The organism is Variovorax sp. RA8 (assembly GCF_901827175.1).
Taxonomy (GTDB): domain Bacteria; phylum Pseudomonadota; class Gammaproteobacteria; order Burkholderiales; family Burkholderiaceae_C; genus Variovorax.
In genome coordinates, this window is record NZ_LR594664.1 from 219597 (window position 1) to 244318 (window position 24722).

At 63.9% G+C, this 24722-nt stretch carries 28 protein-coding genes and 1 pseudogene; 15 read left to right on the plus strand and 14 right to left on the minus strand.

Translation table 11 applies throughout. From position 1 onward, the window contains the following. Positions 1-2 precede the first annotated feature (2 nt). The 3 genes from E5P3_RS34245 to E5P3_RS34255 form a co-directional block, all read right to left on the minus strand. Positions 3-2507: a S8 family peptidase gene (locus tag E5P3_RS34245; protein ID WP_162590482.1), complete on the minus strand. Its 2505-nt coding sequence runs from the start codon at positions 2505-2507 to the stop codon at positions 3-5. A 15-nt stretch (positions 2508-2522) separates the two neighbouring features. Continuing rightward, the gene (locus tag E5P3_RS34250; protein ID WP_162590483.1) at positions 2523-3521 is read right to left on the minus strand and encodes an AAA family ATPase; all 999 of its coding nucleotides are present in this window, start codon (positions 3519-3521) and stop codon (positions 2523-2525) included. 110 nt (positions 3522-3631) lie between these two features. After that, the gene (locus tag E5P3_RS34255; protein WP_162590484.1) at positions 3632-4765 is read right to left on the minus strand and encodes a DNA-binding protein; all 1134 of its coding nucleotides are present in this window, start codon (positions 4763-4765) and stop codon (positions 3632-3634) included. A gap of 75 nt (positions 4766-4840) precedes the next feature. Between E5P3_RS34255 and E5P3_RS36065 the strand changes: the two genes are divergently transcribed. Both E5P3_RS36065 and E5P3_RS36070 read left to right on the plus strand, forming a co-directional pair. Beyond that, entirely contained in the window at positions 4841-5332 is a 492-nt protein-coding gene (locus E5P3_RS36065) for a hypothetical protein (RefSeq protein WP_232073642.1), read from the plus strand. Continuing rightward, positions 5248-5988 (plus strand): site-specific integrase, encoded by a 741-nt coding sequence (locus E5P3_RS36070; protein WP_232073643.1) that lies wholly within the window; start codon positions 5248-5250, stop codon positions 5986-5988. The genes E5P3_RS36065 and E5P3_RS36070 overlap by 85 nt, the downstream gene beginning before the upstream one ends. 1115 nt (positions 5989-7103) lie before the next feature. Here E5P3_RS36070 and E5P3_RS34265 read toward each other — a convergent pair. The 3 genes from E5P3_RS34265 to E5P3_RS34275 form a co-directional block, all read right to left on the minus strand. Beyond that, entirely contained in the window at positions 7104-7367 is a 264-nt protein-coding gene (locus tag E5P3_RS34265; RefSeq protein WP_162590485.1) for a hypothetical protein, read from the minus strand. Between the two features lie 111 nt (positions 7368-7478). Beyond that, positions 7479-7658: a hypothetical protein gene (locus tag E5P3_RS34270; RefSeq protein ID WP_162590486.1), complete on the minus strand. Its 180-nt coding sequence runs from the start codon at positions 7656-7658 to the stop codon at positions 7479-7481. A 574-nt stretch (positions 7659-8232) separates the two neighbouring features. Continuing rightward, the gene (locus tag E5P3_RS34275) at positions 8233-9357 is read right to left on the minus strand and encodes a DNA-binding protein (protein WP_162590487.1); all 1125 of its coding nucleotides are present in this window, start codon (positions 9355-9357) and stop codon (positions 8233-8235) included. A 288-nt stretch (positions 9358-9645) separates the two neighbouring features. Here E5P3_RS34275 and E5P3_RS34280 point away from each other — a divergent pair, with 288 nt between their 5' ends. From E5P3_RS34280 to E5P3_RS34330, 11 genes are all read left to right on the plus strand, one after another. After that, positions 9646-9855: a hypothetical protein gene (locus E5P3_RS34280; RefSeq protein WP_162590488.1), complete on the plus strand. Its 210-nt coding sequence runs from the start codon at positions 9646-9648 to the stop codon at positions 9853-9855. Continuing rightward, positions 9852-11009: a site-specific integrase gene (locus tag E5P3_RS34285; protein ID WP_232073645.1), complete on the plus strand. Its 1158-nt coding sequence runs from the start codon at positions 9852-9854 to the stop codon at positions 11007-11009. The genes E5P3_RS34280 and E5P3_RS34285 overlap by 4 nt, the downstream gene beginning before the upstream one ends. An 83-nt stretch (positions 11010-11092) precedes the next feature. Continuing rightward, positions 11093-11509 (plus strand): hypothetical protein, encoded by a 417-nt coding sequence (locus E5P3_RS34290; protein WP_162590489.1) that lies wholly within the window; start codon positions 11093-11095, stop codon positions 11507-11509. Positions 11510-11589: 80 nt separating this feature from the next. Continuing rightward, positions 11590-12165, plus strand: coding sequence for a hypothetical protein (locus E5P3_RS34295; RefSeq protein ID WP_162590490.1), 576 nt, complete (start codon positions 11590-11592; stop codon positions 12163-12165). Between the two features lie 177 nt (positions 12166-12342). Continuing rightward, positions 12343-13026 carry a DUF7673 family protein gene (locus tag E5P3_RS34300; RefSeq protein ID WP_162590491.1) on the plus strand — a complete coding sequence of 228 codons (684 nt, stop codon included), beginning with the start codon at positions 12343-12345 and terminating at the stop codon, positions 13024-13026. A gap of 24 nt (positions 13027-13050) precedes the next feature. Continuing rightward, the gene (locus E5P3_RS34305; protein WP_162590492.1) at positions 13051-13419 is read left to right on the plus strand and encodes a hypothetical protein; all 369 of its coding nucleotides are present in this window, start codon (positions 13051-13053) and stop codon (positions 13417-13419) included. 394 nt (positions 13420-13813) lie between these two features. After that, entirely contained in the window at positions 13814-14215 is a 402-nt protein-coding gene (gene arsC / locus E5P3_RS36390) for an arsenate reductase (glutaredoxin) (protein WP_162590669.1), read from the plus strand. 1025 nt (positions 14216-15240) lie between these two features. Continuing rightward, positions 15241-15750, plus strand: a complete 510-nt coding sequence (locus tag E5P3_RS34315) for a peroxiredoxin family protein (RefSeq protein WP_162590493.1) — start codon at positions 15241-15243, stop codon at positions 15748-15750. Between the two features lie 190 nt (positions 15751-15940). Continuing rightward, on the plus strand, positions 15941-16324 hold the full coding sequence (locus tag E5P3_RS34320) for a hypothetical protein (protein WP_162590494.1): 384 nt from the start codon (positions 15941-15943) through the stop codon (positions 16322-16324). Between the two features lie 47 nt (positions 16325-16371). Continuing rightward, complete coding sequence (locus E5P3_RS34325; protein ID WP_232073647.1) at positions 16372-17028, plus strand: cytochrome c oxidase subunit 3; 657 nt, start codon at positions 16372-16374, stop codon at positions 17026-17028. A 12-nt stretch (positions 17029-17040) separates the two neighbouring features. Then, positions 17041-17637: an SCO family protein gene (locus tag E5P3_RS34330; protein ID WP_162590495.1), complete on the plus strand. Its 597-nt coding sequence runs from the start codon at positions 17041-17043 to the stop codon at positions 17635-17637. A 41-nt stretch (positions 17638-17678) separates the two neighbouring features. On the opposite strand, the gene E5P3_RS34335 is transcribed toward E5P3_RS34330, so the two are convergent. Then, positions 17679-18122, minus strand: coding sequence for a DUF411 domain-containing protein (locus E5P3_RS34335; protein ID WP_162590496.1), 444 nt, complete (start codon positions 18120-18122; stop codon positions 17679-17681). 219 nt (positions 18123-18341) lie between these two features. Between E5P3_RS34335 and E5P3_RS34340 the strand changes: the two genes are divergently transcribed. Together E5P3_RS34340 and E5P3_RS34345 are read left to right on the plus strand one after the other, a co-directional pair. Then, positions 18342-18752 (plus strand): hypothetical protein, encoded by a 411-nt coding sequence (locus tag E5P3_RS34340; protein ID WP_162590497.1) that lies wholly within the window; start codon positions 18342-18344, stop codon positions 18750-18752. 579 nt (positions 18753-19331) lie between these two features. After that, the gene (locus tag E5P3_RS34345; protein ID WP_162590671.1) at positions 19332-20015 is read left to right on the plus strand and encodes a heme-copper oxidase subunit III family protein; all 684 of its coding nucleotides are present in this window, start codon (positions 19332-19334) and stop codon (positions 20013-20015) included. 88 nt (positions 20016-20103) lie between these two features. Here the strand turns inward: E5P3_RS34345 and E5P3_RS36080 are convergent. The 7 genes and pseudogenes from E5P3_RS36080 to merT form a co-directional block, all read right to left on the minus strand. Then, a pseudogene (locus tag E5P3_RS36080) lies at positions 20104-20389 on the minus strand (GDCCVxC domain-containing (seleno)protein). A gap of 42 nt (positions 20390-20431) precedes the next feature. Beyond that, positions 20432-20983 (minus strand): peroxiredoxin, encoded by a 552-nt coding sequence (locus E5P3_RS34350; protein ID WP_162590498.1) that lies wholly within the window; start codon positions 20981-20983, stop codon positions 20432-20434. A gap of 237 nt (positions 20984-21220) precedes the next feature. Next, entirely contained in the window at positions 21221-21877 is a 657-nt protein-coding gene (merB, locus tag E5P3_RS34355; RefSeq protein WP_232073648.1) for an organomercurial lyase MerB, read from the minus strand. A gap of 9 nt (positions 21878-21886) precedes the next feature. After that, entirely contained in the window at positions 21887-23569 is a 1683-nt protein-coding gene (merA, locus tag E5P3_RS34360; RefSeq protein WP_162590499.1) for a mercury(II) reductase, read from the minus strand. A gap of 36 nt (positions 23570-23605) precedes the next feature. Beyond that, positions 23606-24025, minus strand: coding sequence for an organomercurial transporter MerC (merC, locus tag E5P3_RS34365; protein WP_162590500.1), 420 nt, complete (start codon positions 24023-24025; stop codon positions 23606-23608). Between the two features lie 11 nt (positions 24026-24036). Then, positions 24037-24315, minus strand: coding sequence for a mercury resistance system periplasmic binding protein MerP (gene merP / locus E5P3_RS34370; protein ID WP_162590501.1), 279 nt, complete (start codon positions 24313-24315; stop codon positions 24037-24039). Between the two features lie 12 nt (positions 24316-24327). After that, positions 24328-24678, minus strand: coding sequence for a mercuric ion transporter MerT (gene merT, locus E5P3_RS34375; RefSeq protein ID WP_162590502.1), 351 nt, complete (start codon positions 24676-24678; stop codon positions 24328-24330). Between the last annotated feature and the right edge of the window lie 44 nt (positions 24679-24722).

Below are 24722 nucleotides of genomic sequence, written 5' to 3' on the forward strand. Positions count from 1 at the left end.
GCCTACACGGCGGTCACGATCGCGATTGGAATGCCAATCTGTTGCGCGACGGCCGCATACAAGTCCTGCTCGACTTGAGGTGCCTCAATCGACACCACCAGCGCGTAGCGGGCGGCGCGTTCGAAGCGACCGTGGCTGGGACGATTGCGCCACCACCCCATAGCCGGAAACACTGCCAGTTGGCCTCTGTTGGCCAGCTCGGCAGCTGTACCGGTCCAGCTGTCGCTGATAATCGAACCACGGGCGCGCGTGCGCTCGCCGATGGTCCAGCCTGTGTCCGTGCCGCCGCCCGCGGGTAGGCCTTGTTCTCCAGCCGCTGCCTGTGCATTTATGCGACCACGAAAGGACGCCTCGGTTTCCAGCGGTCGGCGGACCGCGAACCTCAGGGCGTGCGACTGGTAGGCATACTTGTCGATGCCGCCGCGCTCGCCCGGGTTTGGCTCGATGAAATACGACAGCGTGACCCGCAGGATCACCTCCGCGTCTCCAAGTGCCTGCAACTGCTCGATCGGCCAAGGAAGGGCATGCAAATGCATGTCGCGTGTGCGGACTTCGCCTTTGACCTTGTGGTACGGCTGCAGCTGGTCCTGGACAATCAAATTCAGCGAGTTGGATGCGCTGTACAACGCGCGCTCCAAGCTGGGGACGCCATAGCCGCAATGCCTCAGCAGTTGCCGCGTGTTTGCCTGGTTGCGTACCCCGTTCGGCAGGTAGGCGTTCAGCATGGGGGCCGTCCAGCGCGCAGAGTGGACCATCAGCGCCCGGACGGTTTCTGGCCAGAATGTCGGGTACGCGGCTTGGACCCTTGCCGCCATGCCCGCCGCGAGGGCAGTCGAGGCGCTCGTCGCCCAACTCAGCGAGAAAAGCCGGTCATGCGGTTCATGGCTCGTTGTCAGCAACGACAGGCTATCCAGCTCGCTAGTGAAGCCCGTCGCATCGATCGCTACATTGCCGCCCTCCATGACGATGTCCGGCTTGAAGGGCCAGCCCGTCTGCCACGTCGAAGACGTTGTCGTGTAGGGGCTTAGTCCTCCTGCGGGCGCGAGAGCTTCGTACTGACCTCCGAAAGGCTCCGAGATGGTGGTGAGCTCCGAGGACGCGCCCACAGTCAAGGCGTTCCACGCTTGCCCAGGATCATGAATGAGGTTGGTGGCGAGACTGGCCGGGTACTCGCTCCAGGCGCTGGGATCTTGCGTGTTGCCCGCGCAGAGCACGAACAGCCGTGGCGTCTCGCCTTGTCCGTCGTAGTCGCACGCGAGCCGGTCGACTTCTGCTGACCAGGAGGACGGGCGTCCTCTATCGCGACCATCCGTCGAAGACACAGCCATCGCGAAGACACGCCGACGATCCTGCGCCGTGATCTCCACGCGCGCCACTGCTTCCGCCGTGATGGCGCCGTAGGACTGCCCGTCGTTATCGCCGGGGCCCTGCAGGATCTTGACCGATTCCAGGCGATGGGGGACGGACATCGGCCATTCTTCTGCGAGCGCCGGCGTGAGGTCCCCGAACAGCGCCAAACCGGCCAACTCTGTTCCGTGACCGTGAACGTCATCCGGCCCCCAACCAGGCTCGACGGTGTGACGGTCTGCGCCGTCAAGCATCGGCGCGAGTAGCGGGTGTCCGTGGTTGACGCCAGTGTCCAGCAACGTGACGTAGGAGTTGCCTGCGTGATCTGGCTGAAGCCGTCCTTCTAGATCCCCGCCCCAATCTGCCTGTTCATTCGGCGCCAGCGCGGTGAAGAACTCTGCAGTCGTCTTTGCGCGACGCAACTCGGCGACCATGTTCAGGACGAGCGGTGACTCCAAGAGCTGAGCCTTGCTGCCGTGCACCTGCACGATGGAGCGCTCGGGAAAGTGCAGCACCCGCTCGCGCACGAGAAGTCCGGCCAGCTCGCCCAACCTACGGAACTCGTCAATGACCGTGAGGCGATTCTCGCCGCCGGGAAGCCATACCTCCCACCAGATCGCTTCGGCGTCGTTGGCCGGCAGGGCCTCCGGGCTGTCGGTCCAGAGTGAGTCGAACGTTGCAACCCGCACCGTCCGGATCGCATCGATCAAGGACTGATGGTCGCGTGGCTCACCTTTCTTGTTCGTCTTGTGTTCCGCGTAGGACACGAGCAGGGATTCGAAATGCGAAAGCTTGCCCTGCGGCACAAACACAGTGGCGAAGACCTGATCATCTTGCTCGCGAACATTCATGAGCTCGATGCCCCGCTTGTCTCTTGCCAAGCTTTCGGCGGCCAGCAGTACTCCCTGCTGACTCTCAAACTCGAGCTGGATACCAATCGCCACTTTCACATCGGCAGCAACTTGCTCAGCCACGCGCTGTTGCTGCACAGCTTCTACCTGTGCGAGCTGTGCGAGCAGGTTCTGCGCATGCTCTGCCCGCGGAAGCGGCGGAACGACGTTTTTGCCGCCACCACCAGTGCTCTTCGCGGTGTACCCCTCGGTCGATCGGGTGTTCTGCGGAAGGAGATGCTTGCGCCGTTGCGAATTCTCAGTGGCCATGCAGAACGGTTGCGCTTACTTCTTATTGCCAGCAGTGCGTCGGGACACAGCTTGGCGTTGTTGCAGCAGCCTGCTCAAGGCCTCCGCCGGAATAGCGTCCTGGTCGTGCATCACCGCCTCTTTGACTGCATCGCCGATAGCGCGTGCGATTTCTGCATGGCTGAGCCCGGTTGCCTCCGCGGCGAGGTCGTTGAGGTCCTTTTTTGACTCGATGTATGCACCGAGGCGCATGCGTAGCAGCGCCAGAATTTCGGGGGGCGTTGGCAAGTGGTATTCGACCACATCGTCGAAGCGCCTGAAGAGGGCCTCATCCAGGATATCCGGATGGTTTGTCGCGGCGACGATTACGCTGTTGGAGTCGTCCTGCTCGATCATGAGCAGGAAGCTGTTCAAGATGCGGCGGACCTCCCCCACATCGTTCGCCATGCCACGCTGGCTGCCGATGGCATCGAACTCGTCAAAGAAGTAAACGCCCCGCGTGGAGGACAAGGAGTCGAAGACCTGGCGAAGCTTTGCCGCGGTCTCGCCCATGTACTTGGTAATGAGGGCGTCCAAGCGAACCACGAAAAGCGGAATGCCGAGCTCTCCGGCGAGCGCCGAAGCGGTCATCGTCTTGCCGGTGCCAGATGGACCGACAAGAAGAAGCTTGCGCCGTGGGTGGAGTCCATGGCTGCGAAGCTTGGAAAGGTGTCGCTGTTCCTTGAGTACGCGCTGAAGGCTATGGAGTAGCGGATCGGCGAGGACCAAGTCGGTCAGTTTTCGCGTCGGATAGGAAACGCTGAGCAGCGAGGCGAGCTCGCCCTTTGGCCGGGCGATTGGGATCGCGCCGCCCGCCTCATTTACGTTGCCGCGGGCCTTCGCGGCGTCGATGAGTTGGCGGATCTCTTCGGCCAGCTTCCCGTGGCCCTGCTTCGCCTCATGAGCAGCCATCTGCATCGCCACAGAGTAGAAATGGCGATCGTCCCCGTCCGCGTGGGAGCGCAGTAGTGCTTTGAGTTGATCGCCGTTGGCCATGATCAGGGAATTGTCGCGTATGTCGTGAACGTCGTCGCTTTTGGTCCGCGCCGAGGAAGGATGCCCAGTCCGATCGTACTGGCGTGTGGGACGAGGGAGGGGGAGGGTGTTCACCGGGCTGTGCCCCTGGTCGATTTAGCCGAGCGCGCGGCCTGTGGTTTCTCGTCATGCCCGCGACGGGCCTCGAGCTGGCGCAGCGCGGCGGTCGTCGCTGCCTGGCTCTCTCGCAACTGGCCGATCTCGCGCTCGGATTGCTCGTGCTGGCGCTGCAGCTGGGAGGCGAGGTCGGTTGCCCGCTGCTCGGCGCCAGCGGCGCGCTCACGAAGGGTCGCAAGTTCGACCTGTCTTGCTTGTTGCTGGCGCGACCAGGCGGCGGCCGCCTCACGGTGCGATGCCTTCTCGCTGTGAAGAGCCTGCTTGGCTGCTTCCTGAACGCTGCGAGCCGCCTCCAAGTCCGCCACACGGGCCTTCTGCTCCCTGGCGAGCTCGGCAGTTGCTTGGCGCGTGGCCATGCGCTCGCGGTCGATCTCCGAGAGGAGACGCCGCTCCTGCGCGACATGGCGCTCCTCGGCTTCGTCAGCGGAGCGCTGCTTGGCACCGAGTTCCATCGCAGCTTTTTCGCGCAGGGCTTCCTTGCTGGCCACAGCTTCGTCGAGCGCCTTGCGCAGGCGGCGCACCTCCGCTTCCGAATCGCTCAGCAGGCGCGCCGATTCTTGCTGTTGCGCGTGCATCTGAACCTGCATCGCCTCGAGCGCCACCTTCGAGGAGGTCAGGGCCTCATCGAGCTTCACGCGCGTCTGCTCGAACGCGGTCTCCCGCTGCTGGAGGTCGGCTTCCTTCTGCACGAGGGCGCTGCGCTCAAGCTCCAGCTCGCGGCGCGTGGCTTCGGACTTCTGGACCTGCACTTGGTCGGCCTCGCGGCGAGCGACGTCCCAGAACTGCTGGGCCGCCTGGACGACGGAGAGCGGGGCGTCATCGTCGCGGGGAGCAGCTGCTGGTGCTTGCATGCCGACCAGGCGCGCCGGCAGTCGGGCGAACCATTCGTCCAGATGAGCGCTCACGGTGTTTGGCGAGCCGCCACCCAGGCACATGCGAACCCGCTCGATCGTGGGCTTTATGCCTTCGGCGACCAGCGCATCAGCGGCGCCGAGGACGTCCTCGAGCTGGATGCCCGGCCGGCCCGGCCGCGGCCGCGATGCGGCGCCGGAGGGGTGTCGCGAGACGCTCGTATTTGCTGATTGCATGGCTCGGCCCGGTTCGCTAGGTTTAGGTCTCATAAGTAAATTTATAAGACCCTAAAACCAGAATCTCTACCCGCCGTGCTTTCGGTTCACCCGGTGCTCGATCCGGCCCGCCTGTCGCGGCTCACCGAAGAGTCCGCGCGTGAACTGATCCGCCAGGGCCAATCTGCCAACACGCGCGGGTCTTACCAGGGCGCCATGCGGTACTGGGCCGCATGGTTTGCGGCGCGCTATGGCCAAGAGCTCAAGTTGCCCGTGCCTGTGCCCGTTGTCGTCCAGTTCATCGTGGATCACGCGGAGCGCGAGCAGGTCCTCGAGGACGCCGATGAAGATGCAGCAGCAGCTCCTGCTGGCAAGAAAGCCCGCAGGAAGGTGGCAGCCCTGAAGAAGGCTCCGCTGGTGTTTGATCTCCCGCCCGAGGTCGACCAGCTCTTGGTAGCGCACGGCTATAAAAAAAGCTGGGCGCCTATGCGCAGAACACCCTCGTGCACCGGCTCGCCGTCCTGTCCAAGGCCCACCAGAACGTCAACGTCGACAACCTGTGCAACCACACCCAGGTTCGCGAGCTGATCAAGAACGTGCGCAGCGGGAAAGCCAAGCGCGGCGTCAAGCCCCACAAGCAGGCGGCGCTCACGAAGGAGCCGATGGAGGCGCTGCTGGCCACCTGTGACGATTCGCCCATCGGCAAGCGCGACCGCGCTCTCCTCCTGTTCGCCTGGTCGAGCGGCGGCCGCCGGCGCTCCGAAGTCGCGGATGCAACCATGGAGAACCTCCGCAAGGTCGATTCGCGCGGATACCTCTACAAACTGGGCCACTCGAAGACAAACCAGGACGGCAAGGAGAACCCGGATGACGCCAAGCCGATCTCCGGGAGGGCCGCCGCGGCAATGGACGCCTGGCTCGAGGCGAGCCGCATCACCGAGGGCCCGATCTTCCGGCGCATCCTGAAGGGCGGAAAGGTGCTGGATGAGCCGCTCGACCCGACTGCTGTGCGCAAGATCGTCAAGCGCCGCTGCCTGCAGGCCGGCCTTCCCGGCGACTTCTCGGCACACTCGCTGCGATCGGGTTTCGTGACCGAAGCGGGCCGGCGCAAGATGGACCCGGCAGACGCCATGGCCATGACCGGCCATCGCCACTACGAGACCTTCATGGGCTATTACCGCGCGCAGGATCCACTCGATCGCAAGGCAGGCCGCATGCTCGACGGCGACCCGGTCGCCGAGTGAAGGACCGATCAATCTTCGGCTTTGTGTCACCCGCCGCGGGAATTGCTGGCCGCCGGCAAGGGGACGGAACGGCCCGCTTTTTTTTTGGAGCGTTTCAAAGACCGGAACGTTTTGGCAGACCAAACTTCACCCCGAGTCGGTCCCCAGAACTCGAAGCGACACCACTGCGCACCGCATAGGAGGCTTCATCTCCCACGGATCATGAATTTGACGCCGGCGCACTGCACCTGCAATCTTCGGCGCCGCGCGCAAGTTGCCGCGCATCAGCATGTGCGCCGCCGCCAGGCGGTTTTAAGAGCCTCCCTTCCAATAAGGCATCTCAGTACATTCAGGAAAACGGCCTGAACGTAATGAGGATGCAGCAAAGGCAGACCGAAAGCAACTTGAAGGATATTTTCTCCGGCTTTGATTCCATCGGCAATGAACCGGCAGTCGCGAGTCCGACAATCACCAATCCGTGGACTCCGCGCGGCGAAATCAGGAGCTCCGCCAATACGCTTCGCAGCAATGATCGACCCGAAGCCCCGCCTCGCGACTCCTCGCCGCAGAATCCGTGGGCTTCGCAGCCAAAAGCCTCTTCGACCGTGGTCGCATCCGCTGAGACGGCAACGAGCAATCCGTGGGCAGCGCCTGGCAGCGACAGCATATGCGTGAACGCGGGGGCATTCCGTTATCAGTGGAAAGACATCAAAAGCGGCAGGTCACGCTTCTCAAACGTCGGCATTCGAAAAGCGCCGATTACATGTTGCCCCTGACCGGCATAACTGAAATCGGCTCTATGAATCCTCCCGGAGCGGGCACTATGGTGAAGTCAGCCCTACTTGCAGTTCTGTTCCTTCAGGCCCTTGCGGCCTCTTCGGCGATCGGGCAAACCATACGAACGGCTCCTGTGACAGTGAGTTGCTACAGCGCGAACCGGAAAGTCGGGGACGGCTTTTTGTGAAACCGCCGTCGGGCGACAGACGTCAGCGGTATCCGTGTGCGTTCGTGACAGCGAGAACGCAGTGTTGGTTCGGGGAGTGGATGCGGGTCAACCGATTCTCTGTGATTTCGGCCAGCAAGAGCGCACCGCAGACGTGTGCGAGGTCAAGACCCTTGCGGCACGACTGCTGCCGTCAGTTGATGGACGTCGAATCATGTTGCTCTATGGCTTTGTGCGTATTCCCCCCCTTACAAGGGAAGCCAAAGAGTCCGCGTGAAACGAAGGCCGCCGCGCAGAGCTTTTCGCTGCGGCGTTTGAGGCTGGGAAAACGGGAGACGCCGATCTCGCCGAAGCGCTTTTTGAGAAAGGTCTCGCCATCGATGATTCCGACTATCGCGCGCATTTTTATCTGGCCAGGATCTTGGAGCAGAAAAGCAAATACATCGCCTTCACCCATTACGACTTGGTAACTCGGCTTGCACCGCCTGATTCTCGCGAGGCGGTAGAAGCTGAGATCAGGCTGCAAAGGGGGTTAGAGGTCCAATCACTAACTCGATGCTGACGTGATTCACTTCATCTGTGTACCAGGGGGTAGGCGAACGATGCTCCGCGTCGCCTCAGACGGGTCGACGTCCGCCAGCAGCCGGCGCTCGTGCACGATGTGGCGCTGCTCGGCTTCCTTGGCATCGCGTTGTGCCGTGGCCAGCTCCAGCGCCGCCTTCTCGCGCAGGGCTTCCTTGCTGGCCACGGACTCGTCCAGGACTCGCAGGCGCCGCACCTCGCGGCGACCTGCCGGGCCAACGCAAGCGCTTCCTAGAGTGCCACGCGGTCGTGCTCGAAGGAGGCCCTCGCGCTGGCCGAGCTCAATGGGAGGATCGGAAGAGGTCGTCGATGCACCGCGCAATAGTCGCGCGCATGGCTGGCAGCGCCGCGAGAAGCCGGGCGGGCTTTCACGGCGCCGCTCCCCGGCTGATGGGCCTGGTGCAGCTTCAACATCGAGGCGAGAGCTTCGTAGGTGTCCTGGCCGAGGAGGGCGGGGCGACCACTTGGGTCGTCTGCCACCACGGCCCGGAGGAGGAGAGGGCGCCAGTCACCCGTTCTACGAACCATCAAGCCGCGCTTTTCCAGTAGTTGGATGAATAGGTCTTCGAGCTTCGAATAGGCATGGCGAGCGCCAGCGCATGGCTGCGCTCGGAATAGAAGCCCGGCGCCTCGGCGCGTGTCCTTTCGAACCCGCGATCGTCCTCTCGGCCATGATCGAGAGTGCCTCGCGAAGGCGCGTTCAAGCTCCAACGGCAGGTCCAACGTCGGCTCGACCATGCTCATTCGGATGGCTTCTTGCTCCGCGCTGTCCGGCCGGACTGAGGCTTCCCGCCGTCACCCTCTGCCCGCTTCTCGGCCAGCCCTGCCTCGAGCTGGCGCAGCGCAGCTGCCGTCGTCGCTTGCTCTTCGTGCAACCGGGCGATCTCGCGCTCGGCCTGCTCTTCCTGGCGCCGCAGCCGCTCGCCCAGATCTGCGGCGCGCTGCTCTGCCCCGGCGGCCCGCTCGCGCAGGGTTGCGAGCTCGACTCGCATCTCCTGCTGCTCTTTCGACCAGGTGGCGGCCGCCTCGCGGTGCGCAGCCTTCTCGGCCTGGATAGCCTGCTCTGCCGCAGCCTGGGCGGCACGGGCGGCCTCCTGCTCGGTCGAGCGCGCCTTCTGCTCCTTGGCGAGATCAGCGGCCGCCTGCTTCGCGGCCACGCGCTCGCGGTCCACGTCGGCCAGCATGCGCCGCTCGTGCGCGACGTGGCGCTGCTCGGCTTCCTTGGCATCGCGCTGCGCCGTGGCCAGCTCCATCGCAGCCTTCTCGCGCAAGGCTTCCTTGCTGACCAAGGCCTCGTCGAGGGCCTTGCGCAGGCGCCGCACCTCGGCCTCGGACTCGCTCAAGAGTCGCGCCGATTCCTGCTGTTGCGTGTGCATGTGGGCCTCGATCGCCGCGACCGCCTGCCGAGAGGAGGCCAAAGCCTCTTCGAGCGCGACGCGGGCCTGCTCGAAGGCCGCCTCGCGCTGGCTGAGGTCTGATTCCTTCTGGGCGAGCGCCTCGCGCTGCAGTTCGATCTCGCGGCGGGCGGCTTCGGCGCGCTGGACCTGCGCTTGGTCAGCTTCCCGGCGCGCGGTCTCCCAGAACAGCTTGGCGGCCTGGACGATGGCCAGCGGGAGCTGGTGCGCCTCGCCCTCGGCCAGGTTCGCGCCGCGGCCATCGAGCCGCTTGCCGAGCGTGGCGAACCAGCGCTCCAGCATGGGGCTCACCGTGTTGGGCGAGCCGCTGCCAATCTTCTGCCGCACGCGCTCGATGGTTGGGCGCAGGCCTTCCTGCACGAGCGCATCGGCCGCTTCCCAGACCTGGGCCTCCTGAACCCCGCGGCCACCGAGCGGCGGGAAGGTGCTGAATTTCGAGGTGGTTTCCATGGGCTTTTCCGGGGGGCTGTGGATGCTCGGACGCGCGCGAAAGCATGTCCATCCATCCAGTGGTTTTAAACTTTCGATAATAAACAGTTATCGAAAGTGCGGTATAGTGTGCGTAACACATCATACAGCGCATGTAAAAAAAGACCGTTTCGGTTCCAGCAATTCATTTGCATGCAAGGCCCACGCTCTGTGGGCGGGTAGCGCGCGCAAAGGAATTGCTTGGCCGCATCCACGTTCCCTCTGTCGAGCCCGCACGAAATGTCAAACGAATTGCTAGAACCGCGGCCCATGCCGAATCCATCGCAACTCGATCTGCTGCTGGCCCAGTACGCGGGCGGGACCGCGACCTCGCGGGATGTCTCGTGCGCCACGGGCCTTTCCTTCGGGGAGATCCTGGTGGAGCTGGGCAAGCGCGGCCTGGCGCTGCCGCGCGTCGCCCCGCAGCGCACGCCCGCGCAGGCTTCATTGCTGGAACGTGCGGTGCGAGGTGCCGAATGAGTTCAGACGACAAAGGACAGCAGATGGGCCAGTTGACCGTGCAACGCGCCGGCGACGGCTCGCCGCAGGCCAACCTCACCCCGCTCAGGCGCAACCACGCCCTGCTCGACCCGGCCCGGCTGTCCGACATGGCCGAGGAAGCCGCCCATGACCTGATGGCCGAGGGCGAATCGAGCAACACGCGCGCCTCGTACCGCACGGCGATGCGCTACTGGGGTGCCTGGTACGGCCTGCGCTACGGCCATCAGCTGGATCTGCCGGTTCCGGTACCGGTGGTGGTCCAGTTCATCGTCGACCACGCCGAGCGCTCGACCAAGGCAGGCCTCGCGTGCCAGCTGCCGGCCCACATTGATGAGGCGCTGGTCGAGGGCGGCTTCAAGGGCAAGCTCGGCGCGCCGGCACTGAACACGCTGACGCACCGGGTCTCAGTCCTCTCGATGGCCCACCACCTGGCCAACCAGCCCAACCCGTGCATCGATCCGACGGTCAAGGCGCTCCTGAGCAAGACCCGCAAGGCCTACGCCAAGCGCAACGCCACGCCACACAAGCAGCGCGCGCTGACCAAGGAGCCGCTGGAGGCTGTGCTGGAGACCTGCGACGACTCGCTCAAGGGAAAGCGCGACCGCGCCCTCCTTCTGTTCGCCTGGTCGTCTGGCGGCCGCCGTCGATCCGAGGTCTCGGAGGCGGCATTCGAGAACTTGCGCCGCGCCGATGAGGGCGGCTACCTCTACACGCTGGCCAACTCCAAGACGAACCACAGCGGCAAGGTGAAGCCAGAGGACGTGAAGCCGGTGGTCGGCATCGCCGCTGAAGCAATGGAGGACTGGCTGAAAGCCAGCGGCATCACGTCAGGCCCCCTCTTCCGCCGGATCAGCAAGGCTGGGCGGCTCGGCGAGGACGGCCTCACCGGCACGGCCATCCGCAACATCGTGAAAACGCGCTGCTCGCGTGCCGGCGTGGGCGAGGACTTCTCGGCCCACTCGCTGCGGTCGGGGTTCGTCACGGAGGCCGGCCGCCAGAACATGCCGCTACAGGAGACCATGGCCATGACCGGCCACCGCAGCATGGACGTCGTGACAGGCTACTTCCGCGCCGGCGCGGCGCAGGTCAGCGCTGTGGCGCGGATGATGGATACGAAGAAAGTGGACGGTTGAGGAGAGGGTTGACGCACATGGCAGGAGTCGAAGTCATCAGGGCGAGGCCTCTTGCATGGGGCGCCATCCAAGGAGAGATCGTCTTGCCGGATGAGGTAGCCGCCGCCGCCCGGGAGGCCGGTGCCCTCGCCTATGCGCAAGCCGAGGCAGAGGAGTTCTGCGCCGAGAGTGTGGTCTGGCTGCCGGACGCCGCCTGGATGCAGATGTGCGAGCCGCTGTTTCCTGCCGGCGCGCTGCTCGAGCTCGGCTTCGTTCGGGCGCCGGACCAGCGTTCCCGCGTCTACAGCACCCACGGAACGGATGCGCATGAGGACGACGAAGGGGCCGTTTTCGTGCTCGTGCTGGCCAACGATGGCCTGACCTTCAAGCAGGGCCGACAGTCCCATCGAACCGCGCCCGGCCAGTGGTTCGTGTTCAACGACCGCCAGACGCACCTGGTGAAAGAGACGGCCAGGTCGACCTCGTACGTGTTCTGGCACGTGCCGCTCTCACGGGCGTAGAGCTGGGCAGGAGCGAAGCCCCGTAGCATGCCGCATTCTTTCGCCGCGGGGGGCCGCGGCGCTAACCGGAAGGGGTTCGCGTGAGCAATCGGCTATTGGCAATCGTCGAGGTATCGCCGGAGTTGCGGGTCGCCTGCCAGGCGAGCGGCTGTGGTCATTCCGTCTACAAGCGGATCCACGTGGTGTCCATCGACGGATCGCTGCAGGTGCTTGGGTCCGAGTGCTTCAAGCGGCTGTTCGGAGGTGTGATTGGCGCCAACCCGGCCTATGGATCTTCAGATGGTCGTCGGCTCACGGACACGGAGCGCCGGATGCTTCAGGAGAACGCCGCGCAATTGATCGCTCAGTTCGAGGCCGAGCACGAAGCGGCGCAGGCCGCTGCGCGCGAGAAGCTGCAGCGGCTGCGCCAGTCAGCGATCGCCCGCGAAGCCTCGGGCGGGCCACCGCACCGGTTCCGAGCACCGTTTCCGGTGCGCCAGCCGGCGCCTCCACGCCGCCACCCCGGCCCGACGCCCGAGGCGATCCGAAGGTACGAGGCTCAGGCCAAGGTCGATGTGCGCGCCAGATTCGACGTTGACCCGGACCTTCCGGGCTGGCGGGGCCTCGTGCTGCAGCGCATCACGGAGCTGTCGAAGGGCGACGACGTTTCGGACTGAATGCTCGCGGATCTCCGGATTCCATGGTGGAGCCCTAGTCCATCCCTGGCAGGCCCGATCCCGCACAGGCGTGCACCGAAGGTCCGGTGCTTTGTTCGCGGCGGCGGGAGCCCGGGATGGCAAGCTGCACCCCCTCCTGATTGCTAACATGCTTGCATCACTAAATTAGGAGCGGAAGTGGACAGGGACATCATCGAAACGAGGGGAGTCGCGGCGCTGCAGCGTCTGTTCGCCGTGGCCAATCGCGATTCGGGCCAGTGCCGCTACATCGCGCTCTTCCTGCTGGGCCTGTACAACGGCCAGCGCTTTCCTTTTGACCTCACGGACCTGCGCGCGATCGACGGCGATCTCCTCGAGGACTGCATGACCGTGCTGCGCATGGATGCGCAGGTCACGCGCCAGGAGGTGCACAAGTACTTCGACGACGACATGAGGTTCGAAGCCTTGGCAAAGGAATTAGGCATCGGGGACATCATCGACGAGGGAGGTAGCAAGCTGTTCGAGGGGATGGCGAGAAAATGGGGCGTCGAGGACGTGGAGAAGGTTCGCGCGGATGCGATGCGCGCGGCGCAGCCCGTGGGCACGCCGGCGCCGCTGCACGAGGGCGGTACGTTCGATGCCACGTTGCACACCTATGGCGAAGCCTTCGGCTACCGGGACGTGTCGGTCGTCGCCCGGCTCGGCGAGGGCGGCAACACCGAGGTTCGGCTGAGGCTTACGCCCAGCGACAGCGAAGCCCTCATGCAGCACATCACCCGCGTCCACGCCGTCGCCTGGCGCAACGCCGAGCGCGGCCCGCTGGACAAGAAGCCAGGCGAGATGCGGCCAGCATGGTTGGACAGAGCCCCTGCGCAGTGGTAGCCGTGTTGAACGCGCAGCTCGCAAATGACGCAGTTCTCCAGTGACGAACGACATGCAGAGACGCTTGCCTTCCTGAGGCAAGTACGAGACTACATCGCTCGGTGGCCACCTCATCCGGTGAACAGGGAAATGCTCGCGAAAATCGATGCCCATCTCCGTGAGCCGAGTCACCGCTTAGCAGAGCAAGCGAAAACTCTGCGCACCGGCGGCGCTTACACCGTCGTGGGCCTGTGTCTTCTTCAGGCCGAACTCCATGGCGATGAGCTCGTCGTGCGCCTGCCGGACAAGCCATCCGCAGCACCCGACGACATGGTGGTTGCCGCCTTGAAGGACGGGATCGAGATCACCATGGGGGTCGCCGATCGGCCCGTTCGCGAATGGAAGGGTGACTAACTCCGCTATGGACCCGCGCGAGATCGATCGCCTGCCAGCAGACCTGCGCAAGCGTTGGCCCATCGCGGTCGCGCGTGCCGAGGAGAAGCTGCAGCGACTTCAAACCAATGCTCTATCCGCCACCAGGCTGGTCCATGCCGCTCAGCGCGCGCGATCGGTGGCTCAACGTGTGGTGTCGCTGCAGCGAGCCGCCACCGCCTGGGCGCAGCCTCTGGAGGGGATCGCGGCCTGCCGCCGCGGCTGCTCGCATTGCTGCCACATTCCCGTGATGATCTCGCGCACGGAAGCCACCCTGATCGGCACCGCCATCGGCCGATCGCCGCAGTCGCCGGCACATGCCATCGAGGTCGATCGGACAAGCTCGCCCGAGGAATTGCATGAAGCCGAGGCGCGCATGCTTGCGGCAAGGCCATTCTTGGCCCTGATCCGCAACAGCGGCGCCGAGCCGCGGGTCATCGAGTACCTCAAGACGCCGCCGGACCGCGAGACCTTGGTCGGCTTGATCAGGGCCATGGGAATCACGACGCGCCAGCTCCTGCGCCGGAAAGGCACACCCTACGACGAGCTTGGCTTGGACGACCCGAAGTGGTCTGACGACCAGTTGATCGATCTCATGCTGAAGCATCCGATCCTGATCAATCGCCCGATCGTGGTGACGCCCTTGGGTACCAGGTTGTGCAGGCCATCCGAGGTTGTCCTGGACATCCTGCCATCGCCCCAGCGCGGCGCCTTCGCGAAGGAAGATGGAGAAGCTGTCGTCGATGCGGAGGGCCGACGTGTCCGCCAGCATGCCTGAGCTGCCCAACGTCGATCCGGCGCTGTTCGATCGTCCCACGCTCGACCGCCTTGCGAACCGGGAGCCTTCTGGACACGCGCCACGCTTTCTCTTGCTCTACGGTTCACTTCGCGAGCGGTCCTATAGCCGCCTCGTAACGGAAGAGGCCGGTCGGCTGCTGGAGGCCATGGGTGGCGAGCCGCGCATCTTCAACCCTGTGGGCCCTCCTCTATTCCCTTGCGCCAGTTCGGATGGCAGCCGCGTCGTTCACACTGGCATAGCCAGTTAGGAAGAACCGCGGATGAATTGCGAGGGTGGGTGCCAGTCAGGAAAATTCAAAGATCGGTGCAAAACACGCCCGAAAGTTCGAGCTGTGATGCGCAGCGGCTTGCTTCAGACCTGATGCGCGAGCGAAGGCGATTGCGTCCTTCCCCGATCAACAGGAGGAGAAGGCTTCCAACTATGACATCGCAATCCTGATCAGCCTGCCCACAAAACTCGTGGTCACCAGCTTGGCGACACGAGCGAATTGTCGCCCTAACGATTCCGCTTGCGCGCAGTTCTCCTGCGCACCTTTCCTCGGCGATTTGCAAGACGCACTGCCAACTTTTCGGAGTACGTCCGCGGCGCACGGCCCCGGAACTTGTCGCCTGGACCGCGCCACCATTGGACCAAGAAATAAACCACCGCTGCCACAGCGAGAACAAGAAAGTAGAGGGCGGCGTGTTCAAAGTAGCTGACGGGATCAGGTATGGCGTCGTGCACAACACCTCCAGCGTGGGAAAGCACCCAGGTTTAGCGAACAAGGCTTCGAAAAGTGCACAAGGCCGACGAGGAATATGGCGCGTTTCGTTCGGGAATTCCCGACTGAACTGAGGGGATGCTACACCGCGGGATCCTGAGGAAGGACAGCTCGCGCAACCTCGCCGGCCACCAAGCGGCGGAGCGCGAATGGGAATGCGCATCTTCCATTGGCCTCGCACAGAGCTGATCGCGACCTACAAGCCGCGAATACCTATACTGCCAAGAACCGTGGGAGTTGGTCCATGAAGATCCCTCGCAGTATCACCGCTGGCTTGGTAGCGTTTTTGGTCGTCATCGGCTTGGTGTTGGTTTGGCACTTGACAGGCCTGCGGGTAGCGGCGCCAAACGTTACTTACACCCTGATCGATGGCAAGCGCCAGGAACTTCAGGCGTTGCGTGGCAAGGTGGTGCTGGTCAACTTTTGGGCCACGAGTTGTGCCACCTGCGTCAAGGAGATGCCCGCGATCACTGCGACATACGAGAAGTACAAGTCGCGCGGCTACGAGACGGTGGCCGTCGCCATGAGCTACGACCCACCGGCCTACGTAGTTGCTTTTGCCGAGTCGCGAAGGCTGCCATTCCCTGTGGCAATTGACAACACCGGCGCAGTCGCCAAGTCCTTCGGCGATGTGCGGCTGACACCGACCACTTTTCTGATCGACAGGCGCGGCCGGGTCGTCAAGCGCTACCTCGGCGAGCCCGATTTCACCGAGCTAAACAAACAGATCGAAACCCTGCTCGCCGAAGGGTAGATCCTCCGCGCAATCCGCCGCCCGCGAACACGTGCGAAGCGGTGCGGGCGTCGCCGCGAAAGATTGAAACCGAGGGCACTTTACCTCGCGTGTTCGTTCAAAGCAGTAGTCGTGCGACGTCCGGCAACCAGTGCCGTTGAGGGCATTCAAGCCTCAGGGGTTCTCATCGGCCTTCGGAACGAGGCGCTCAATGATTCTGCAAACCGCTTTCGCCTCAGTCTTGCTTCTGCTCAGCGCCGGCACGTTCGCATCGTGCGTGACTGACGACCATCCGAAAGGACCTATCGAAGGTGGTGTGGTGATTGAAACCGAGGACGCGGATTACGAACTTGTCGCCAGGCCGGACACCCTCCGTCTCTACATTCGCGGGCACGGGACCCGGATTGACCTGCTAGAACTCGATGCGAGGATTGCGCTGGTGACAGGCAAGTCGAAGCAAGTGGTGGGCCTTCACCCCGTTTTCGACAGGCTGGAAGCAACGGGCAGTTTCCAGATCGGCGCCCGCACCAAGGCCGTCGCCATTATCACGAGGCCCTCCAAGCCCGCGACCACGGTGCGGTTCACGCTGAAGTGAGGGAGCCCGGGGTTGATTCGAACCCGATGTTTTTAGGGGGATCAGGCATGAACGTGTCGACCACCATCCCTGTACCGACCGGACGCAGTGACGATCCCGGCATGATCCCATCGACCAGCCTGCCCCGCCCGGGCGCTGTCGTCGCGACGGGATTGTGGTTTTTCATGGGCGTCGCGACGATGCTCTTCGGACTCTTGAGCCTGGCGTACGTTTTTCGCCTGGACGGGGTCGAGGGTTACCCGCTCGCGCTCCCCTGGCAGCTTTGGCTCAGTACCGGACTACTGGCGATCGGTAGCATCGCATTGCAGCGAGCCAGCGGCGCGGCGCGCCTGACTCGTCGCTCCAGGGCGCTTGGATTGTTGCTCTTTGGGGGCGCATGCACGTTCTTGTTCCTGGGCGTTCAATTGTGGGCGTGGTCAGACATGCAGGCTGCCCGCGTCATGCTGGCCGGCAATCCTGCGGGATCCTTCTTTTACTTGCTAACGGCGATGCATGGCCTTCACGTTGCGGGGGGCATCGTCGCGGTGGTGCTGACCATGCGAACCGTCTGGTCCGAGTCCGATCTGGCGCGCGAGGCCTGGCGCATCAGCCTGTGCGCACGCTATTGGCACTTCCTGTGGGTCGTCTGGGCAGTGCTCTTCGCCATGATGGCCCTCCTGACACCCGAAGCGGTCCGCATCATCTGCGGCACGCTCAAGCCTTGATGCGAGCACGGTATGTCTGCCTACCTCAAGCTTTGCCGTTGGTCCCTGCTCTTGATCGTGGCGATGGCATCCGCGTGCTCGCCGGCGCCGCAGCCGTTCAACTCCGTCGAGATCTCCGGCGCCGAGTACGCCCGCAAGCTGGAACTTCCAGATGCTGATGGCCGTGTGCGCACACTATCGGACTTCAAGGGCAAGGTGACGGTCGTGTTCTTCGGCTTCACATCCTGCCCAGACGTATGCCCGACAACGCTGACCGAACTGGCCGAGGTGAAGCGCTCGCTCGGAAAGGATGGGGCGCGGGTTCAAGGCGTACTCGTTACCATTGATCCCGAGCGAGACACGCCGGAAGTCCTGAAGGCGTACATGTCTGCTTTCGACCCCTCCTTCGTTGCGTTGCGGGGCTCGCCCGAGCAGACGCAGGCTACCGCGAAAGAGTTCCGGGTCTACTACAGGAAAGTGCCGAACAAGGAAGGTACAAACTACTCGATGGACCATACGGCGGCTTCGTATGTGTTCGATCCGCAAGGACGGGTACGGCTCTTCACGCGCTACGGGATTGGCGCGAAGCCGCTGGCGGCCGACATCAAGCGGTTGCTCGCCGAAAGCTGATTCGCTCCTGTGGGGTGACACCGCGCTCGCGCCCGGGGTTCCTATGGGTAGCTGGCGAAAACCGTCTCCCGACCATTGCGATCAATGAGGAGGACCTGATAGGGGTCGCGCCGCGAGCCGTATTCCATTCCCGGCGAACCCACGGGCATCCCGGGCACGGCGAGACCGATGGCTTGTGGCTTCGTCGCCAGCAGTCGTCTCGCCTCGGCGGCAGGCACATGCCCTTCCAGCACATAGCCGTCCAGCGTGGCGGTGTGGCAGCCACCGAACCGGTCGGGCATGCCCAGTCGCTTGCGCACGCTCGCAGTGTCATCGGTCTCTGTCACCTTGACGGAGAAGCCTGCTGCCTTCAGATGGTCGACCCACGCGGTGCAGCAGCCACAATTTGGATCCTTATAGACGTGAACTTGCGTGGCGGCATGCGCCAAGCGCGCCTGCAAGAAGGGCAGCGCCGCGAGTATGGCAATGAGTGGACGTCTTTTCATGGGCAATCAGCTGTGTATAGCCTGAAAGCTGTTAGCGGCACGGCATGCGACCACATCCAGCTTACAAGGGGAGCGACCTTGATTACCAAACTGTAATCGTTTGGTCTGCACATTGGTGGCTGTGCTTCATAAAGTTGGTTGCACCGAAGAGATGAGCCCGCACCACCGCATGCCTCATCACACCCGGAGACCTCAACCTCTCTTCAAAAAAGGATCGAAATGAAGCGCTCTCTCACGACTTCCCTGACCCTCACCGTTCTTCTGGCCGCGATCGCAAGCACCGCTTCGGCAGGAAACTACGCTGAAGGCGACCCAAGGCCGGCACCGTTGACCGCATCCGCAGATCGCGCCACCATCGCGGCCGACACGCAACGCTGGCTCCAAAGCTCACCGACCCAAGGGTATCCCGAAGGCGATCCTCGTGCCGTAACCAGCGTCTCGAGCAATACGCGAGCAGTGGTGCAAGCAGACACCCTGATCTGGATGAGATCCGGACTGGCTGCAGCGCAGAATGGTGAAGCGGGCGCCGATGTCTCTCGCCCTGCATATCGACAGGTTGCCACCGAATACACGCGATTGCGTAGCGGCCGCGAGTTCGGCGGCCTGGGCGCGGGAACCAAAGGACATTGATACGCTGCGGAGAGGAACGCCGTGGACAAGAACGGGTCGCTTGCGTCCTCGTGAGATGGCTACCCTTTCATGGGCCTGGACGCCTCGGAACTGATTCCACGCGTCCGAGGTGCATCTGGTCGCGCAGACGGATCCCAATCCGGTCCTGGTGAAGACCACATCGGCCGGGAGCTGCGGCAGCACGTCGCCTGCATTCACCGCAGCGGTTCGGGTCGCCGCTGAAGGACAGCTGGGTGGCCTTGCCCCGCTTTGACGAGCAGGTGTTGCCAATAAATGCCGCCTGGCCGTCAGCGGCGTTCGCGCTCCCGGCTTTACGTTGGCGAGAAGGGCAGGCCATGTCGGGCCGGGGTCAACGGCACCGACGCGCTACGAGCTGTTGGATTTCCTCGCGCATCATGGGTCTTGATGGCGCTTGCCCACCTCCTTCAGCCATCTGCAGCTAGCGCACGCTCAACACTGACGTTTGGCTTGACAATGCGAGAAGCTTCCGCGCGACGATGTCGTCGGCCGTAGCGACAACTTTTCCCCCGTTCCAGGAGGAGTGCCGTGATCCAAGCTGACGAAGGCTCAACGGGTTCCCTGGACGCCGCGATCGCGACGCCTTCCGCCGTCGCCCCGGCCGGCTGGCGCGGTTTGGTGTCGGACTGGTCGTCCGATCGCGAGGCACTCCACGTCTCGTGGGGCAAGGCCATGATGTGGATCTTCCTGTTGAGCGACACCTTCATCTTCAGCTGCTTCCTCATCGGCTACATGACGGTACGCATCTCGACCACCGTACCGTGGCCCAATGCGAGCGAGGTGTTCGCTCTGCAGATCGCCGGCGCCGACGTCCCGCTGCTCCTGATCGCGATCATGACCTTCGTCCTGATCAGCAGCAGTGGCACGATGGCGATGGCGGTCAACTGCGCCTACCGCCGCGACAAGGTGAACGCCGCCACGCTGATGCTGGTGACCGCGACCTGCGGCGAGATCTTCGTCGGCATGCAGGCCTTCGAGTGGTCCAAGCTGATCATGGAAGGCGTGCGGCCCTGGGGCAACCCGATGGGTGCGGCTCAGTTCGGCTCGGCCTTCTTCATGATCACCGGCTTCCACGGCCTGCACGTAACGGGCGGCGTGATCTTCCTGTTCGTCGTTGCTTTTAAGCTCCTGCACGGCGACTACGACCAGGCGGGCAACTATCAGATCGTCGAGATCGTCGGCCTGTACTGGCACTTCGTGGACCTGGTTTGGGTGTTCATCTTCGCGCTGTTCTATCTTTGGTGAGTGCGCGACCACGCGAGCAGATGCGCCGCCCAGGTACAGTCCTCTGCTGGCTAACGTACGGCCGATTCGTCCCCGCTGCGCCTTTGCGTCAACGATCGACGGCTGGGGTGGCTTGGCGTGCGCCCGTGATGGCCTGCAAACTATGCCCACAGCATGGCGCCTGCGCCTGCACTGGCGGACATTTCACCGAGCCGAACGAGCAGAACACGCAGCAATCCGGGCTTCGGACGCAGCAAGGTCTTGCAGCGCTCGCATTCATAGAAGAATTGGCATGCTTCAACAGGCATCTGCTCGCGCTTCTGGTGGCCGCAGTGTGGACATGTGAGCACCGAGGCGAGAACCTCGGCACTGTGTGAGCTCTCTGCCCGGGTCATGGATCTACCTTGTGGGTCGCGCCGGTCTCCGTCCCGCGGCGTTCAACGCGCGGCGGCCTTCGGGAGCGCCTTCACTGCTTCGAGCATGCGCTCCACGTGCTTGTCGGGATTGAGGTTCTGGTAGTAGTAGGCCACTGTGCCGTTGGGAGAGATCACGTACGACAGTCGGTTGGCGTAGTCAGGCCGCGTCTGCATCAACGCATCGAACCCCTTGATCACCGTCTTGGACTCGTCGGACGCTACCGGAAAGCGACTCTGGCAGGACTTGACGGAAAACTTCGACAGCGTGTCGATGTCGTCCGCCGAAACGCCGATCACCGTGGCGCCGAGGGCGGTGAACTGGTCGATGGCCTCGGCGAAGGCACGGGCTTCGATCGAGCAGTCGCGCGTGTCAGCCGCCGGAAAGAAATACAGCACTACCGGTCCCTTGGCCAGCGCCTCGGCGAGTGAATAGCGGAAGATCTTGCCGCCCAGCGCCGCGTCGGCGGTGAATGTGGGCACAGGGGCACCGATGTCCAGGGCTGCAAGCGCTGGTGGAAGTAGTGTCGCGGACAGTGCGAACGCGGCGACACGCGCGAGAATCTGGCCGATCATGATGTACCTCCGGGAGGGGGTACCGCGAATTCTAGGACTGGAGGCGTCTCGTCGCAGTTTCTTGAAACCAGGTCGAGCGCGCGTCCGCATCCCCCAACTCACCCGGAAAGTCGAACATGAATGCAGCAGTTCGGCAGGACCAGACGGCGGACGATCTCGAGCACACGGTGTTCGCCTTCCCACCGACGCTTCGGCCATCAGGTACATGCTGCGACCGATCGGTTTCGCGTCAACGCGTCAAGGTGGCGCCGTGACTGCTCGATCGATGATTTGACGAGCGACCTCCTGGCCAATCAGGAAAGCCGCCTCGACGCTGACGACTGTCACCTGGGGGTGGCGCCGCGCCCATCGATCCCCGGCATCGCGAGAGGCAAAGAAGTGGACTTGGCAGCAGAAAGATTGCCGTATGTCGGTTTGCGGCGCTACCAGCGAAACAGCGGCGCCGGCTGGGTCCATCGCGCATAGCTCGTGCGGATCCACCACCAGCGAAACCGGGATGCCCGTCTCTGGGCAGAGGGATTTCACGCGCGCGGGCTTGCCGATCAAGGCCGGGAACATCAAGGTGTCGAGGGCGCACCAGGTGTACAGGCTTCGTCCTTCCACCTCAAAGGCGTGCGGCGTTTGCCGCAGCGTGATGCCGTAGCCGATGATGTTGCCTACCGGGTCGTACTCGATGTCAAGTGCCTGCCGCAGTACCGCGTCCACTTGATCCAATGACTGCCCTGAGGCTGCAGCCAGCGCCCGGGCAGGCACCGGGAAACCTTTCGCGAGCTCACGCAAGAGCGCGACAAAGACGGAACCAAAACCTTCCAGCCTCCTCCCCCCGGACAGCCCATCAATGATGAACGCCGCGAAGGCGCCCCTCTCAGCCATTGCGGGCGCAACGCTCTGCATGGCACTTCCTCAGCCTGCGCAGCACGAAAGCTGCGTCACGTCCTTGGTGAAGGTCTGGGCTGCGAGCTTCAAACCTTCGACCATTGTCAGATAGGGGAATAGCTGCTCGGCCAGGTCCTGCACCGTCATTTGGCCTCGGATCGCCAACGCCGCCGCCTGGATGAGCTCGCCGGCTTCTGCCGCGACCGCCTGCACGCCCAGGATTCGACCCGTACCGACCTCTGCAACGAGCTTGATGAAGCCGCGCGTATCGAAATTGACCAAGGCGCGCGGCACGTTATCCAGCGTCAACGTGCGGCTCTCTGTCTCGATCCCCGCCTTATGCGCTTCGGCCTCGGTGTAGCCGACGGTCGCTACCTGCGGATCGGTGAACACGACAGCCGGCATCGCCGTCAGATCGAGCTCGGCCTCGCCGCCCATCATGTTGACAGCCGCGCGCGTGCCGGCCGCCGCGGCCACATAGACGAACTGCGGTTGGTCCGTGCAGTCGCCGGCCGCATAGATGCCCGCGACGTTGGTTCGCATGCCGCGGTCGATGACGATGGCGCCACGCTCGCCGAGCTTCACGCCCGCGGCTTCGAGGGCGAGCCCGCCAATGTTCGGCGAGCGTCCGGTGGCCACCAGTAGCCGCTCCGCGCGCAGCACCCCATGATTCGTCGCCAAGACGAACTCGCCGCCGGTGTACGCCACCTGGCTCGCCTTGGTCTGCTTCAACACCCCGATGCCTTCATCACGAAACGTGGCAGCGACCGCCTCGCCGATGGCCGGATCTTCCTGGGAAAGAAGTTTGCTGCGCGCCAGGATGGTGACCTGGCTGCCAAGCCGTGCGAACGCCTGGGCAAGTTCCACCGCCACCACGGATGCACCGATCACAGCCAGACGTTGGGGGATCACATCGGAGGCCAAGGCTTCAGTCGACGTCCAGTACGGCGTCTCCTTCAGGCCTGGAATGGGTGGCACTGCTGCGCTTGCGCCCGTGGCCACCAGGCAGCGATCGAAAGACACCTCCTGCTCGCCGCCCTCGCGCAGCGTCACCACGAGCGTATGGCTGTCCTTGAAGCGCGCCGTGCCGTGCACGACCGAGATGGCCGGAGTGCCGTCCAGGACGTTCTCGTACTTGCCGTGACGCAGCTCGTCAACGCGAGCTTGTTGCTGGGCCAGCAGCCGGTCGCGCAGCACGGTCGGCCTCGCCGCGGACAGGCCGGCGTCGAACGGACTTTCGCGGCGCATATGTGCGACGTGCGCCGCGCGGATCATGATCTTGGACGGGACGCAGCCGACGTTTACGCAGGTGCCGCCGATCGTGCCGCGTTCGATCAGCGTGACGCGGGCGCCGTTCTCCACCGCCTTGAGCGCCGCTGCCATCGCTGCACCGCCACTGCCGATGACAGCGACGTGGACCGGCTGGTTGACAGCGTTCGGCCGAGCAGCGCCGCCGAGCGATTGACGCGTCTTGCCGAGGAGCCCGGCAAGTGCCGGCGTCGAAGCGTCGGTACGCTGGGCTCGGTAGCCGGCCTCTGCCACCGCCATCGTCAGCGCGGCTGGTGATGTGCCTTCGTCTAGCGTGATCTTGGCCAGGCGTTCCGGATAGGACACTGATACCGAGCGCACACCCGTCACCTTCTGCAGTGCTTTGCGCACGTGCTCGGCGCACGACGCGCAGGTCATGCCTTCAATTCGCAAGCTGGTCATTCAACTGCCTGTTCGTGGAGTTTGAGAAATGGGAAATCACTGTCTCTGCGGCGGCGCACACGAGGCTGGGGTGCACCTGCGGTGCGCGGGCGCGAGAAGATCCCAAACCGACACGCCGACCATGATCGTCAGGCCCGCGTAGAGAAGCTGCTCGGTCCACCCATAGCCGAAGAACGGATGGAGCGCCGCCAGCACGATCGCGGGGCCCACCATGCCCAGGACGCTGCGATGCCACTGCCGATGGCTGAACCAACTCAGGGCGTTGGCGAGCAGCGCGATCGCCGCAAACAGCGGCAGCAATCGGGTGATGAAGAATTCCTCGTACTGGTTCAGAAAACCCAGGCCGAGCGCCACCCCCAGGCTCCCAAGCGCCGGAAAGCATCCGGCGCAGCCCATCGCAGAGACCACGCTGCCCAGCGCCCCGGCCTTGTCCCCAATGCGCGCGATCAGTCCCATGATCGGAGGCCCTATTGCTTGGCGGTCGACGGGTATCCGGCGTTCGCGGTGGCTTTGGTCAGCGCCTGAACGTTGGTCTTGGCGCCATCGAATGACACGACGGCCTGCTTCTTCTCATAGCTCACCTCGGCCTTGTTCACGCCTTTGACTTTGCTCAGCGCCTGCTTGACCGTGAACGGGCATGCCGCACAGGTCATGCCCGGCACCGATAGGGTGACGGTTTGCGAGGTGGCCCACACGGGGGTGGCGAATGCCGCGAGCAGCGCGACGACGGGTAATAGCTTCTTCATGACGAAGTCCCTTCAATAGAACAAGGGCAACACATAGGGAAACGCGAGCGCCACGATGACCAGCGCTGCGACGATCCAGAACACGACTTGGTAGGCGCGCCGCACCTGCGGCACGGCGCAAACCTCGCCGGGCTTGCAGTCCTGAGCCGGCCGAAAAATGCGGCGATAGGCGAAAAACAGCGCCCCCAGCGCCACACCCAGGAAAAGCGGCCGGTAAGGCTCCAGCGCGGTCAGGTTTCCGATCCACGCGCCGCTGAAACCGAGCGTCACCAGAGCCAGGGGGCCGAGGCAGCAGGTCGACGCGAGCAGCGCGGCGAGGCCTCCTGCAACCAGGGCACCGCGCCCAGCTTCGCCTTCCGACATTGCACTCATCCTTTCCACGTGTTTTCGAACAGGGGTAAGCTTAC

What these genes read in the sequence shown, in the direction of transcription:
- E5P3_RS34245 (WP_162590482.1), bottom strand. Translation starts at nt 2,507, where the DNA reads ATGGCCACTGAGAATTCGCAACGGCGCAAGCATCTCCTTCCGCAGAAC.
- E5P3_RS34250 (WP_162590483.1), bottom strand. Translation starts at nt 3,521, where the DNA reads ATGGCCAACGGCGATCAACTCAAAGCACTACTGCGCTCCCACGCGGAC.
- E5P3_RS34255 (WP_162590484.1), bottom strand. Translation starts at nt 4,765, where the DNA reads ATGCAATCAGCAAATACGAGCGTCTCGCGACACCCCTCCGGCGCCGCA.
- E5P3_RS34265 (WP_162590485.1), bottom strand. Translation starts at nt 7,367, where the DNA reads ATGGGTGAAGGCGATGTATTTGCTTTTCTGCTCCAAGATCCTGGCCAG.
- E5P3_RS34275 (WP_162590487.1), bottom strand. Translation starts at nt 9,357, where the DNA reads ATGGAAACCACCTCGAAATTCAGCACCTTCCCGCCGCTCGGTGGCCGC.
- E5P3_RS34280 (WP_162590488.1), top strand. Translation starts at nt 9,646, where the DNA reads ATGCCGAATCCATCGCAACTCGATCTGCTGCTGGCCCAGTACGCGGGC.
- E5P3_RS34285 (WP_232073645.1), top strand. Translation starts at nt 9,852, where the DNA reads ATGAGTTCAGACGACAAAGGACAGCAGATGGGCCAGTTGACCGTGCAA.
- E5P3_RS34305 (WP_162590492.1), top strand. Translation starts at nt 13,051, where the DNA reads ATGACGCAGTTCTCCAGTGACGAACGACATGCAGAGACGCTTGCCTTC.
- arsC (WP_162590669.1), top strand. Translation starts at nt 13,814, where the DNA reads ATGCTTGCGGCAAGGCCATTCTTGGCCCTGATCCGCAACAGCGGCGCC.
- E5P3_RS34315 (WP_162590493.1), top strand. Translation starts at nt 15,241, where the DNA reads ATGAAGATCCCTCGCAGTATCACCGCTGGCTTGGTAGCGTTTTTGGTC.
- E5P3_RS34320 (WP_162590494.1), top strand. Translation starts at nt 15,941, where the DNA reads ATGATTCTGCAAACCGCTTTCGCCTCAGTCTTGCTTCTGCTCAGCGCC.
- E5P3_RS34325 (WP_232073647.1), top strand. Translation starts at nt 16,372, where the DNA reads ATGAACGTGTCGACCACCATCCCTGTACCGACCGGACGCAGTGACGAT.
- E5P3_RS34330 (WP_162590495.1), top strand. Translation starts at nt 17,041, where the DNA reads ATGTCTGCCTACCTCAAGCTTTGCCGTTGGTCCCTGCTCTTGATCGTG.
- E5P3_RS34335 (WP_162590496.1), bottom strand. Translation starts at nt 18,122, where the DNA reads ATGAAAAGACGTCCACTCATTGCCATACTCGCGGCGCTGCCCTTCTTG.
- E5P3_RS34340 (WP_162590497.1), top strand. Translation starts at nt 18,342, where the DNA reads ATGAAGCGCTCTCTCACGACTTCCCTGACCCTCACCGTTCTTCTGGCC.
- E5P3_RS34350 (WP_162590498.1), bottom strand. Translation starts at nt 20,983, where the DNA reads ATGATCGGCCAGATTCTCGCGCGTGTCGCCGCGTTCGCACTGTCCGCG.
- merB (WP_232073648.1), bottom strand. Translation starts at nt 21,877, where the DNA reads ATGCAGAGCGTTGCGCCCGCAATGGCTGAGAGGGGCGCCTTCGCGGCG.
- merA (WP_162590499.1), bottom strand. Translation starts at nt 23,569, where the DNA reads ATGACCAGCTTGCGAATTGAAGGCATGACCTGCGCGTCGTGCGCCGAG.
- merC (WP_162590500.1), bottom strand. Translation starts at nt 24,025, where the DNA reads ATGGGACTGATCGCGCGCATTGGGGACAAGGCCGGGGCGCTGGGCAGC.
- merP (WP_162590501.1), bottom strand. Translation starts at nt 24,315, where the DNA reads ATGAAGAAGCTATTACCCGTCGTCGCGCTGCTCGCGGCATTCGCCACC.
- merT (WP_162590502.1), bottom strand. Translation starts at nt 24,678, where the DNA reads ATGTCGGAAGGCGAAGCTGGGCGCGGTGCCCTGGTTGCAGGAGGCCTC.